General features: G+C 45.1%; 9 protein-coding genes, 1 tRNA gene and 1 rRNA gene. 6 read left to right on the forward strand and 5 right to left on the reverse strand.

Annotation, left to right across the window (positions count from 1 at the left end):
• Positions 1-126 precede the first annotated feature (126 nt).
• Complete coding sequence (locus AB3F25_RS02680) at positions 127-1,284, forward strand: chorismate mutase (protein WP_373603978.1); 1,158 nt, start codon at positions 127-129, stop codon at positions 1,282-1,284.
• Between the two features lie 34 nt (positions 1,285-1,318).
• On the opposite strand, the gene AB3F25_RS02685 is transcribed toward AB3F25_RS02680, so the two are convergent.
• Complete coding sequence (locus AB3F25_RS02685; RefSeq protein ID WP_373603979.1) at positions 1,319-1,645, reverse strand: zinc ribbon domain-containing protein YjdM; 327 nt, start codon at positions 1,643-1,645, stop codon at positions 1,319-1,321.
• Between the two features lie 102 nt (positions 1,646-1,747).
• Here AB3F25_RS02685 and AB3F25_RS02690 point away from each other — a divergent pair, with 102 nt between their 5' ends.
• Positions 1,748-2,305 (forward strand): YtfJ family protein, encoded by a 558-nt coding sequence (locus AB3F25_RS02690; protein ID WP_373603980.1) that lies wholly within the window; start codon positions 1,748-1,750, stop codon positions 2,303-2,305.
• A gap of 54 nt (positions 2,306-2,359) precedes the next feature.
• Here AB3F25_RS02690 and mrcB read toward each other — a convergent pair whose 3' ends face one another.
• The 3 genes from mrcB to erpA are packed head-to-tail and all read right to left on the reverse strand — an operon-like array spanning position 2,360 to position 5,435.
• Positions 2,360-4,729, reverse strand: coding sequence for a penicillin-binding protein 1B (gene mrcB / locus AB3F25_RS02695; protein ID WP_373603981.1), 2,370 nt, complete (start codon positions 4,727-4,729; stop codon positions 2,360-2,362).
• Positions 4,730-4,735: 6 nt separating this feature from the next.
• On the reverse strand, positions 4,736-5,089 hold the full coding sequence (locus tag AB3F25_RS02700) for a YacL family protein (RefSeq protein ID WP_373603982.1): 354 nt from the start codon (positions 5,087-5,089) through the stop codon (positions 4,736-4,738).
• A gap of 1 nt (position 5,090) precedes the next feature.
• Positions 5,091-5,435: an iron-sulfur cluster insertion protein ErpA gene (gene erpA / locus AB3F25_RS02705; RefSeq protein WP_373603983.1), complete on the reverse strand. Its 345-nt coding sequence runs from the start codon at positions 5,433-5,435 to the stop codon at positions 5,091-5,093.
• A 323-nt stretch (positions 5,436-5,758) separates the two neighbouring features.
• On the opposite strand from erpA, the gene map reads away from it, so the two are divergent.
• Positions 5,759-6,565 carry a type I methionyl aminopeptidase gene (map, locus tag AB3F25_RS02710; protein WP_373603984.1) on the forward strand — a complete coding sequence of 269 codons (807 nt, stop codon included), beginning with the start codon at positions 5,759-5,761 and terminating at the stop codon, positions 6,563-6,565.
• Between the two features lie 44 nt (positions 6,566-6,609).
• Positions 6,610-9,198 carry a bifunctional uridylyltransferase/uridylyl-removing protein GlnD gene (glnD, locus tag AB3F25_RS02715; protein ID WP_373603985.1) on the forward strand — a complete coding sequence of 863 codons (2,589 nt, stop codon included), beginning with the start codon at positions 6,610-6,612 and terminating at the stop codon, positions 9,196-9,198.
• Between the two features lie 73 nt (positions 9,199-9,271).
• Here glnD and AB3F25_RS02720 read toward each other — a convergent pair whose 3' ends face one another.
• On the reverse strand, positions 9,272-10,093 hold the full coding sequence (locus tag AB3F25_RS02720) for a DUF5718 family protein (RefSeq protein ID WP_373603986.1): 822 nt from the start codon (positions 10,091-10,093) through the stop codon (positions 9,272-9,274).
• A gap of 431 nt (positions 10,094-10,524) precedes the next feature.
• On the opposite strand from AB3F25_RS02720, the gene AB3F25_RS02725 reads away from it, so the two are divergent.
• A 16S ribosomal RNA gene (locus AB3F25_RS02725) occupies positions 10,525-12,065 on the forward strand.
• A 111-nt stretch (positions 12,066-12,176) separates the two neighbouring features.
• Positions 12,177-12,252: transfer RNA gene (locus AB3F25_RS02730), tRNA-Glu, on the forward strand.
• Positions 12,253-12,288: the final 36 nt, after the last annotated feature.

Consider the following 12,288-nt stretch of genomic DNA (forward strand, 5'->3'; position numbering starts at 1 on the left):
TAGCTTTTTTATTGTATTAATTGCTCCTAAAACGTCACTCAATTTTGGAAAAACTCGCAAAAAGCAACTGTGCTTGATGCCTCAAAATATGTCGAAAGACGCAGTAATCTTCAAATAAGGATAAATATGGCTTTAGAACTATCCGAAATTCGTCAACAAATTACGCAAATTGACCGTAGTTTGCTGAAGTTGCTTTCTGAGCGCCATCGCTTGGCTTTTGATGTGGTAAGAAGTAAAGAAGTGACCCAAAAAGCTTTGCGTGATGTGGAACGTGAGCAGCAACTTTTGCAAGAATTGGTACAATTTGCTGAAAATGAAAATTATCAACTTGAACCGCAATATATTACTTCTATTTTCCAAAAAATTATTGAAGATTCGGTTTTGACCCAACAAGTTTATTTACAGCAAAAACTTAATGAACAACGTGAAGAAAATCTGCATATTGCATTCTTGGGCAAACGCGGTTCTTATTCAAACTTAGCCGCGCGCAATTATGCCGCTCGCTATCAAAAACAGTTTGTAGAGCTCGGTTGCGAGTCTTTTGAGCAAGTATTTGAGAAAGTGCAGAATGGTGAGGCCGATTTTGGTATTTTACCGTTGGAAAATACCACGTCGGGGGCGATTAACGAGGTGTACGATCTGCTACAACATACGGATTTATCGCTTGTAGGCGAACTGGCCTATCCAATCAAACACTGTGTATTAGTGAATGGTAATACGGATTTAAGCCAAATTGACACGCTTTATAGTCATCCGCAAGTGATTCAGCAATGCAGTCAATTCATTCACCTTCTTAAACGCGTTCATATTGAATATTGTGAAAGCAGCTCTCATGCGATGCAGTTGGTCGCCCGTTTAAACAAGTCAAATATTGCTGCATTAGGTAATGAAGACGGGGGCAAGCTGTATGGTTTGAACGTGTTGAAAAACAACATCGCCAACCAAGCAAATAACATCACTCGCTTTATTGTTGTAGCGAAGCAGCCGCGCGAAGTGTCGCCACAGATTCACACGAAAACCTTGCTGTTGATGACGACTTCACAACAAGTCGGTTCTTTAGTGGATGCACTTTTAGTGTTTAAAAAGCACAATATTAATATGACTAAGCTTGAATCCCGTCCGATTTACGGAAAGCCTTGGGAGGAGATGTTTTATTTGGAAATCGAAGCGAATATTCATCATCCTGACACTCTTCAAGCTTTGGATGAATTAAAAGCTTGCAGTAACTACTTGAAAATTTTAGGTTGTTATCCAAGTGAGATTGTAAAACCGGTGAATGTCTAAAAAAACGCGGTCAGCTAATTTTGACCGCGTAAAGTTAAGCTTTTTTCAAAAACTCGGATTTCAGCATGATTTTTCCGCAGTCCACATTGTGATCGCCGTTGACTAAACGGATGTTTTTGAATTTAGTGCCTTTTTTCAACACTTCGGACGAGCCTTTCAATTTTAGATCTTTAATTAAAAGCACATCATCGCCGTCGGCAAGCAAGTTACCGTTGCTGTCTTTGACGATGAGTTGCTCGTCGTCGACTTCCGCCGCTTCATTGCCGTTCCACTCATTACCGCAATCAGGACAAACGAAATTAACCGAATCGTGATAAACATATTCACCTCGGCATTTGGGGCAGGCTGGCATTTGATCCATGGGGTTTTCCTTCTTAAGTAAAATATAACGGGGCGCGAGTATAGCAAAAAATGGCTTGCTCGCCAAAAATGCAATGTTTGGGAAAAGTATTTGAGGAAAATTATGAAAATACAATTTTTAGTAACGATTTTGGGGGCAGCGATGATAAACGGTACGGTGTCCGCGCATAATTTACAGTCGGAGCAAGTCGTACCGCCGGTGAAAGTGGTCGAGTTCGGTGAGATTGTGATCATCGAAAATAGCACCGCATTGAAGCCTTGGTATTCCTCGAGTTTGCCGGGCAAAGTGCGTGTAGTTCACCATTTAGCCGACAGAACCGCGGCAAAAGAGAAAAATCAACCGATGATTGATGCGATTAAAGCAGCACATTTTGATCAGACTAAATATCAAACGACAACAATCATTAATGCCGATGATGCCATTGTCGGCACCGGTATGTTCGTAAAGCGCAGCGCCGAAAAAGGTAAAATTGAGAATCCTCACAGCCAAGTTATTTTGGATGATAAAGGTGCGGTCAAAAATGCTTGGAATTTACAGGAAAAAGACAGTTTGATTATCGTGTTGGATAAACAAGGCAAAGTGAAGTTTGCGAAGGAGGGCGCGTTATCGCAAAATGAAATTCAAACGGTACTTGCTTTGCTGAGGGATTTAATGCGTTGATTAAAAAAAGCGGAAGATGGATTTCCGCTTTTTTTACATGCGTTTTCCTCTGAATTATTGAGGCGAGGCTTCTTCCACCGGTGCATTATCAAGAACATCCCATACGCTCCCTTGTGGCGTTTCGGCCGATTGATCCGAAGCGCTGCTTTCCGCCGGCTGGCTTGTCGTCGCAGAAGATGAAGAACAGAAGTTTTGTCCATTGTTAACCCACACCGGAATCACGCGATTGCTGCTGCAATCCCAGCCACCATGTGGAGTGATTCCTATCCATTTGATATCCGAAGGTTTGTCTAAGGTGAGTTTTTCAATGTAAACGCGATTGAGATAATCTTTATAGATTTGTAATGCGCCAGATGCGCCGGTAAGTTTGGTTTCGCCGTTGTCATCGCGACCGAGCCAAATGGTGCTAACGTTTTTGCCGTCAATGCCGACAAACCAAGTATCGCGCGCATCGTTCGTGGTGCCCGTTTTCCCCGCTAGACGAAGATCGGCGTAATCGTTTTGCAAACTGCGCGCCGTACCGCGTTCGACGGTTTGTTGCATGGCAAACAGTGTTTGGAAGGCGGCTTCACGCGGCACAACTTGTTTGGCTTCTTTATCGTGTTGATAAATCAGATTGCCTTGGCGATCGACAATACTATCGATTGTGCTTAAATCAATTCTACCGCCCTGATTGGCAATGGTTTGATAGAGCTTGGTCACGTCATAGGGCGAAATGGAATAAGAGCCGAGCAACATGGCGGGGACTTTCGGAATTTCTACATTGTCCCATCCCATCGCTTTTTGCGTATCGATAACTTTACTCAAACCGGCTTTCATCCCAATATTGACCGTCGGAATATTCAGCGAGCGGGCGAGCGCATCCATTAACATCACCGAACCGCTATACTTACGATCGTAGTTGCGCGGTTGCCACGGCGGACTACCTTTCACATTGATGGTAATCGGTTGGTTGTTAATCGGCGTGTTTAAGCGAAATTGATCCGGGTTGGACAGTGCGGTCAAATAAACGGAAGGTTTAACTAATGAGCCGATTTGGCGTTTCGCCATTAATGCGCGGTTAAAACCGGCATATTGGGTTTGCAGACCACCGACCACCGAACGAATTTCGCCCGTGCGGTAATCTGCCACGATCATCGCACCTTCCAAATATGGGTTTTGGGTTTGTATTTGCAGCTTAGAAACAGTATTCACCACGGCATTTTCCGATTGCGCTTGCTGTTTTAAATCCATCGTACTGAAAATGCGCGCTCCGAGCAGACCTGACATTTTATTTTCACCCAGTTGACGGCGTAAATCCGCTTGTAACGTCTGCATAAAGGCGGGGTATTTGCGCGAAATTTGCCCTTTTATTTGTACGCCGAGCGGGCGTTTACTCAGCAATTCATATAATTCGTCGCCGATTATTTGGTGATCAAGCATCAGTTTTAACACTAGATTGCGGCGTTCAAGGGCGTTTTGCGGATTGCGCCATGGATTATAAAGGGAAGGCCCTTTCACCATGCCGACCAAAAGGGCGATTTGATCGAGGCTGATTTCGCGAACGGAACGGCCGAAATAAAATTGGCTGGCCAGCTCAAAACCATGGATTTGCGTATCGCCATTTTGCCCGAGATAAATTTCGTTGAGATAAGTTTCCAGAATACGGTTTTTATCGTAACGCCAATCTAACAGTAATGCCATTAAGGCTTCGTTGGCTTTACGCGTGATGGTGCGTTCGCCGGATAAAAATAGGTTTTTCACTAATTGCTGGGTGAGTGTACTGCCGCCTTGTACTGTTTGGCCGGCGCGAATGTTGGCGATCATTGCGCGCACGATACCGACCGGATTGATGCCGTAATGGTCGTAAAAACGACGATCTTCCGTTAAAAGCAAGGTGTCAATTAACAAGCGCGGGTAATTTTGCAGAGGAATAGCCAGGCGATCTTCGTTATCCGATTGCAACATCGCAATTAATTTGGGGGCAAGGCGGAATTCATCTACGGTTTTCACTGCCACCAAGTCTTCAATGCGGTGCAGTTTATTCGCGCTAAAACGCAAACGCAACACGCGTTGCGGTTCCGGCTTGTCCGGGAAAGGAAAGGCACGGCGCAACACCACGATGGTGTCGTCTTCAAGTTTGAAATCGCCCGGTGCGGCAACCATCGTCGTTTGACGATATTCGTTATCAAGCAAAATTTGAATTACTTCATCGAAGGCAAGATTGTCCGAGATTTTTATGCTTTCAATGCGACTGTAAACTTCCGCCGGTAAGCGCCAAATTTGGCCGTCCATTTTGGCGCGGATTCGCCAATCCAAATAGGCGCCGTAAAACATGGCAAGCACAGTGAAGGTAAAAGCCGCTTTGAGCAAAAACACTTTGCACGCGCGGCGTTTTGATGGTTTCGACTCGGAGGTTTGTTCTGGATGGTTATTTTCAGTCATTTAGAATTAGGCGATAAAGTCAACGTAGGCTTCGAGGAAGTGAATAAAATCTTGTGTGCCACAAAAAGCGATGCTTTCTTCATCGTAATAGTGAAAGTCGTCTTCCAATATTTCATCTGAATCGAGCGCAAGATTATTGGCGCGCACCATCACTTCATAGACGTTTAAAAATAACGTGTATTCCGCACCGATTAAGGCTTCTTCTTGATTTTCAGTCAGATGTCGCGCAGTCGAAAGTGCGTTTAAAATCGCGGCCGGATTTGACCGCACTTCGGTATTAAACCAGTTGGCGAGGGCAATATGTTCCATAGAACATTTGGCGGAAACAGTGCCTTGATAAGCAGTAAATTGGAAATCCATATTAAATGCTAAAAGAAGAACCGCAACCGCAAGTGCTGCTGGCATTTGGATTGATGACGATAAAACGCGACCCTTCCAAACCTTCGGTGTAATCTACGGTGCCGCCGATGAGATATTGCAAGCTCATCGGGTCGATGACCAATTGCACGCCGGATTTTTCAACAGTCAAGTCGCCTTCGTTGACTTTCTCATCAAAAGTGAAACCGTATTGGAAACCGCTGCAGCCGCCGCCGGTTATGTACACGCGCAATTTGAGGTTATGATTTTCTTCTTCGCTAATTAAGCTTTTTACTTTATTGGCCGCTGCGTCGGTGAATGTTAAGGGAACGGCAATGTGATCTGTCATATTTTTCTCACTTTCCTAAATTTCCTAAAATTGAACCGGCGTATTATCCAATAACCGACTAATCCGTTCAAGTGCATTCAAGATTTTCCGCGGAAATCGTCGGTGCGATGCGGCTTATCGATGGACACTCGAAACAGCACCGCATTGAAGCCGCTTGCCGCCTAAACACTGGGTTCAATGCGGTGCTATTTGGGGCATACGACGGATGCTCAAACGGTTTGATAAGCCCGCTAAGTCAACGCTTTCGGTTTTGCCTGTTTACTACATAATGCCGGAAATCGTGCTATAATCCGCCGCAATTTGAATTATCCGGAGGGAATAAAATGACGATTCCGTTAAGAACCGAAGATGAATTAGTGAAATTGCGCGAAGCCTGTAAATTGGCGTCCGACGTATTGGTGATGATTGAATCCTATGTCAAACCGGGAGTAACGACCGGCGAACTCGACCGCATTTGCCACGAATACATGGTGAACGAGCAAAAAGTGATTCCCGCCTGTTTGAATTATCACGGTTTTCCGAAAGCAACTTGTATTTCCATTAATGAAGTGGTGTGCCACGGCATTCCGAGCACGGATAAAGTGCTGAAAAATGGCGATATCGTTAATATCGATGTGACCGTCATTAAAGACGGCTATTTCGGCGATAATTCCAAGATGTACATCGTCGGTGGAGAAACCAATATTCGTAGCAAAAAATTGGTGGACGCGGCGCAAGAAGCGCTTTATGTCGGTTTGCGTACAGTAAAACCCGGCATTCGTTTAAATGAAATCGGCAGGGCAGTACAAGAATATACGGAAAGTCAAGGTTTTAGCGTGGTGCGTGAATATTGTGGCCACGGTATCGGTACCGAATTTCATTGTGATCCGCAAGTGTTGCATTATTATGCCGACGACGGCGGCGTAATTTTAGAGCCGGGCATGGTGTTTACCATTGAACCGATGATCAACGCCGGAAAAAAAGAAGTGCGCGTAATGGGCGACGGTTGGACGGTAAAAACCAAAGATCGTAGCCACTCGGCGCAATTCGAACATCAAATTGTGGTGACGGAAAAAGGTTGTGAAGTGATGACGATTCGCGACGAGGAAATCGCCGAAGGCCGAATTCAACGCATAATGACGAATGCTTAATTATTTTAAAGCCCACTTGTTGGGCTTTTTTTATGAGGAATTTTATGCTTTTCTCTCCCGATTTTTCTGATTCTCTTAATTCTGCTTCGGTTAAAATTCAACGAGAAAATTTGAAACGGTTCGAGTTGGAAAATTTTTCCCGTTACGACATCTTTCAGTTGATCGAAAATCGCAGTGATTTTTATGACGCCCTGTTAAAACGGCTATGGCGTGAAATGGATTTGAGTGCGCAAAGCACTTTGACTCTTATTGCTGTAGGCGGTTACGGCCGACGGGAAATGTTTCCGTTATCGGATTTGGATTTTTTGATTTTGACGGAAATTCCACCAATGCCGGAAACGGAAGAAAAAATCGGCCGATTCGTGCAATTTTTATGGGATTGCGGTTTTGAGGTGGGGCATAGTGTCCGTACGCTTGCACAGTGTAAAGCGGAAGGCAAGCGAGATATTACGATTGCGACAAATTTGTTGGAAGCCCGATTTCTTAGCGGAAATCAAGCCTGCTTCAAAGCACTGCAGGAATCCGTCAATGGTGGGGATTTTTGGTCGAAAGAGGAATTCTTCAACGCTAAAGTGCAGGAGCGAATTGAGCGTTATCAACGCTATCACAATACCGCCTACAATTTGGAACCGGACATTAAATACAGTCCGGGCGGCTTGCGCGATTTGCATTTGTTGTATTGGATCGCTTTACGTCACACCGGCGCGCAAACCTTGCAAGCGATTTCTGAAAGCGGCTTTATTTATCCGCAGGAATATCAGCAATTGCGGGAAAGTCAGGCGTTTTTGTTTAAAGTGCGATTCGCCTTACATTTGATTCTGAAACGTTACGACAACCGATTGCTGTTTGATCGCCAAATTAAAGTCAGCCAATTATTAGGTTTTCACGGTGAAGGTAACCAAGGCGTGGAAAACATGATGAAGCGTTTTTTTCAAGCGTTGAAGCGTATTTCGTTGATCAGCAACCTGTTGATTCAACATTATCGCGAACATTTTCTTTCACCGAATTATGATGTGTTTATTCATCAAATGGATGACGATTTTGAACTGTTAAATAACGCCTTATATTTGCGTCATCACGATATTTTTATTCGGCATCCGGAACGGATTTTGGACTTATTTTTTTATCTGACGCAATTTCAAACAGCGGTAATCCATTCTGAAACGTTGCGAAAACTGCAACTGGCTCTGGAACAATTAAGCCAAAAATTATGTGAAATTCCGGCGGCACGTGAGAAGTTTTTACATTTATTTAATCAACCGAACGCCATCGCACGTGCGTTCATGCCGATGCATCAATATGGCGTGCTGACCGCCTACCTCCCTCAATGGCAGGGCATCGAAGGCTTGATGCAGTTTGATTTGTTTCATATTTATACGGTGGATGAACATATTTTGCGGGTAATGTTGAAACTGGAAGGTTTTTTGTCGCCAGAAAGTGAAACACAACATCCGATTTGCCATCGGATATTGACTCGACTTCCCGATCGTACACTGCTTTATGTCGCCGCGTTATTTCATGATATCGCGAAAGGACGAAACGGCGATCATGCGCAACTCGGCGCATTGGATGTAGCAGAATTTGCCCGTTTGCATGGTTTTGAACGCAGTGAAATTGATACCCTAAGTTGGTTGGTAGGTGCGCATTTGTTGATGTCGATAACCGCGCAGCGCCGCGATATTCATGATCCCGAAGTGGTGATGAAATTCGCTGAAGCGGTACAAAATCAGGTGCGTCTTGATTATTTAACCGTGCTTACCGTTGCGGATATCAGCGCCACCAATGCGGTGCTCTGGAACGGTTGGAAACGATCGTTGTTTTCTTTCTTATATGATTTCACCGCGCAGCAGTTCAACCAAGGAATGCTGGAATTGTTGGATTATTCGGAAAAAGCGCAAGAACATCGCCGTGCCGCATTGACGATTTTGCAAACGGAGTTACCGGCAATCTCCAAACAAGCCGTTACGCAATTATGGGCGCGTTGTCCGGAAGAGTATTTCTTACGCAATACACCAAAACAAATTGCCGGCCATACCGCATTGCTAGCGGAGTTTGCGGGCGACTTATTGGTTAAAATTACGAATCGCTTTTGCCTTGGCGGTACCGAAGTGTTTATCTACACGCAAGATCAACCACATTTGTTCAACAAGGTGGTTACGACCATCGGTGCGAAGAAATTCAGCATTCACGACGCGCAAATTCTAACAGCGCAAGACGGTTATGTATTCGATAGTTTTATCATTACCGAACTAAACGGTGATTTAGTCAAATTTGCCCGCCGACGTGAATTGGAATGTGCCTTGACGCAGGCCTTGCGAAACGAGAAGCATTCGACGATTTCGTTAGCGCCGAATCGGCAATTGCAACATTTCAGCGTGAAAACGGAGGTTCGCTTCTTGCACGAAAGCAAAACCGAACATACGGAAATGGAGTTGGTCGCTTTAGATAAGCCTGGCTTGTTGGCGGAAGTGAGTCAAATTTTCAGCGAGCTTAATTTGAATTTGTTAAACGCAAAAATCACCACGGTGGGCGAGAAAGCCGAGGATTTCTTCATTTTAACCAATCAAGCCGGAAAAGCCCTTTCTTCGCAAGAAAAGGAAAATTTGAGAAGCGTGATGGAAGCAAGGATTTAGCACAAAAGCGCTCGATTTGCCGTTCCGTAGTTTGTCATTAAGTGAACCTACGGAACAGCACCGCATTGAAAGGTCAGATGACGTGTTGAAGCAAGGCGGAAAGGTCATCGGGAAATTGTTCTACCCGCGCCATTTCTTCAATTTGTTCGGGTTGATATTTTTCGCCATCATAAACTACGACGATGCTGGTATCGCCCGGTTGTAGAAAATGCGTTTCGCCGAACGGCGTATAACGTGTTGCACCAATACTGATAATTGTTTGTTCAGGAAAACCGGCCGCCTCGATTAATGGAGCGATATGATTCATCGGGCCTTCATCCGGTTGATTATTCATGCGATCCACAATCCAATCTAACAATTGTTGGTGGAAATAGCTGTAATCTTTCGCCCAACTATCCACACCGTAAGCATTTATTTCGCCGTTGCGTTTGTGGAAGCTTGCTATGCGGTAGTGATCAATTTCACTTCCTTCTTTAAAAGAAGATAAAGGCAAAAGATTTTCTGAAATACCTTTAGTTTCCCGCCCCCAGTTTTTCTTTTCTGCAATTTTTTTCGCATTCGGACGACGAATAGAACAATCGTTATAAGCGGCAAAATGATGGGGAATCAGCGCGGTCACTTTCCCATTTTTATATTGAATATCACAAATCAGCGCAATTTCCGGCTCAATTTGAAGATTGTCGGCACCTTGAGGAAAACGAATGTACTGGTGGCTTAAAGGATAAGCTGAAAGAAAACCGGCTTTTTCACTTGGTACATAGAAGGGAAAAATTGCTTTAGGTTGAATTGCACTTTCGGTTTTCACTGCCACGAAATCCGCAGCTTCGCCCGCTTGTTCTAGATGGCCGGCGAAATTCCCGGCTACACCGAAACCAATCATTTTTTCGAAATTCATTTGTTTTCCTCATATATAGATACTGAAACTGAATTAGGGGGACTAATTTACGCTGATTTTTGCTCAAAAACAAACCTCAAAACAAACCTCAAAACAAACCAGGTTGAGTGAGATTTATACAAATAATAAAAAAATCAAATTTTTTTATAAAAAGTGCTTGCGCGAGGTTAGAAAATTCCTATAATACGTGGCACACAACGACGCATGGTTGTGAAATAGTCAAATTTACACGTGCGTCGTTGTTTTTTGCTCTTTAACAACGAATCAGACAATCTGTGTGGGCACTTGTTGATTGACTTGTTTTAAAAAACTATTTTTAATTTTGAAGTCTTAATAGGTGCTAACTAGAAATTCATAAAACTTACTTTAAATTTAATTTATAAGTGAGAAGCGAAAACTTTTAGCAAGCAGAATATTGAGCGATTGAACTTGAATTGAAGAGTTTGATCATGGCTCAGATTGAACGCTGGCGGCAGGCTTAACACATGCAAGTCGAACGGTAGCAGGTAAGTACTTGTACTTATGCTGACGAGTGGCGGACGGGTGAGTAATGTTTGGGAATCTAGCTTATGGAGGGGGATAACGACGGGAAACTGTCGCTAATACCGCGTAGAATCGGAAGATGAAAGTGCGGGACCTTAGGGCCGCATGCCATAGGATGAGCCCAAGTGGGATTAGGTAGTTGGTAGGGTAAAGGCCTACCAAGCCTGCGATCTCTAGCTGGTCTGAGAGGATGGCCAGCCACACCGGGACTGAGACACGGCCCGGACTCCTACGGGAGGCAGCAGTGGGGAATATTGCGCAATGGGGGCAACCCTGACGCAGCCATGCCGCGTGAATGAAGAAGGCCTTCGGGTTGTAAAGTTCTTTCGGTGTTGAGGAAGGTTGTTGTGTAAATAGCGCAACAAATTGACGTTAAACACAGAAGAAGCACCGGCTAACTCCGTGCCAGCAGCCGCGGTAATACGGAGGGTGCGAGCGTTAATCGGAATAACTGGGCGTAAAGGGCACGCAGGCGGATTTTTAAGTGAGGTGTGAAAGCCCCGGGCTTAACCTGGGAATTGCATTTCAGACTGGGGATCTAGAGTACTTTAGGGAGGGGTAGAATTCCACGTGTAGCGGTGAAATGCGTAGAGATGTGGAGGAATACCGAAGGCGAAGGCAGCCCCTTGGGAATGTACTGACGCTCATGTGCGAAAGCGTGGGGAGCAAACAGGATTAGATACCCTGGTAGTCCACGCTGTAAACGCTGTCGATTTGGGGATTGGGCTTTAAGCTTGGTGCCCGAAGCTAACGTGATAAATCGACCGCCTGGGGAGTACGGCCGCAAGGTTAAAACTCAAATGAATTGACGGGGGCCCGCACAAGCGGTGGAGCATGTGGTTTAATTCGATGCAACGCGAAGAACCTTACCTACTCTTGACATCCATGGAATCCTGTAGAGATACGGGAGTGCCTTCGGGAACCATGAGACAGGTGCTGCATGGCTGTCGTCAGCTCGTGTTGTGAAATGTTGGGTTAAGTCCCGCAACGAGCGCAACCCTTATCCTTTGTTGCCAGCGCGTAATGGTGGGAACTCAAAGGAGACTGCCGGTGACAAACCGGAGGAAGGTGGGGATGACGTCAAGTCATCATGGCCCTTACGAGTAGGGCTACACACGTGCTACAATGGCGTATACAGAGGGTAACGAAGCTGCGAGGTGGAGTGAATCTCAGAAAGTACGTCTAAGTCCGGATTGGAGTCTGCAACTCGACTCCATGAAGTCGGAATCGCTAGTAATCGCGAATCAGAATGTCGCGGTGAATACGTTCCCGGGCCTTGTACACACCGCCCGTCACACCATGGGAGTGGGTTGTACCAGAAGTAGATAGCTTAACCGCGAGGGGGGCGTTTACCACGGTATGATTCATGACTGGGGTGAAGTCGTAACAAGGTAACCGTAGGGGAACCTGCGGTTGGATCACCTCCTTACCAAAAATGAGCGACAGCGAGTGTTCACACAGATTGTCTGGTGTATTGTAGATAGAAGAGTAAGCAACGAAGCTGAAAGTGACGTTGAAATATAGAGTATCTTTACTTGATGTCCCCATCGTCTAGAGGCCTAGGACATCGCCCTTTCACGGCGGTAACCGGGGTTCGAATCCCCGTGGGGACGCCAACTAAAGATAGCTTTATATTTATCTTATTTGTTCTT

It is taken from the genome of Aggregatibacter sp. HMT-949, assembly GCF_041734645.1.
Lineage (GTDB): Bacteria > Pseudomonadota > Gammaproteobacteria > Enterobacterales > Pasteurellaceae > Rodentibacter.

Excerpts from the sequence above, each read along its gene's own strand:
- AB3F25_RS02680 (WP_373603978.1), top strand. The coding sequence starts at position 127 with ATGGCTTTAGAACTATCCGAAATTCGTCAACAAATTACGCAAATTGAC.
- AB3F25_RS02685 (WP_373603979.1), bottom strand. The coding sequence starts at position 1,645 with ATGGATCAAATGCCAGCCTGCCCCAAATGCCGAGGTGAATATGTTTAT.
- AB3F25_RS02690 (WP_373603980.1), top strand. The coding sequence starts at position 1,748 with ATGAAAATACAATTTTTAGTAACGATTTTGGGGGCAGCGATGATAAAC.
- mrcB (WP_373603981.1), bottom strand. The coding sequence starts at position 4,729 with ATGACTGAAAATAACCATCCAGAACAAACCTCCGAGTCGAAACCATCA.
- AB3F25_RS02700 (WP_373603982.1), bottom strand. The coding sequence starts at position 5,089 with ATGGATTTCCAATTTACTGCTTATCAAGGCACTGTTTCCGCCAAATGT.
- erpA (WP_373603983.1), bottom strand. The coding sequence starts at position 5,435 with ATGACAGATCACATTGCCGTTCCCTTAACATTCACCGACGCAGCGGCC.
- map (WP_373603984.1), top strand. The coding sequence starts at position 5,759 with ATGACGATTCCGTTAAGAACCGAAGATGAATTAGTGAAATTGCGCGAA.
- glnD (WP_373603985.1), top strand. The coding sequence starts at position 6,610 with ATGCTTTTCTCTCCCGATTTTTCTGATTCTCTTAATTCTGCTTCGGTT.
- AB3F25_RS02720 (WP_373603986.1), bottom strand. The coding sequence starts at position 10,093 with ATGAATTTCGAAAAAATGATTGGTTTCGGTGTAGCCGGGAATTTCGCC.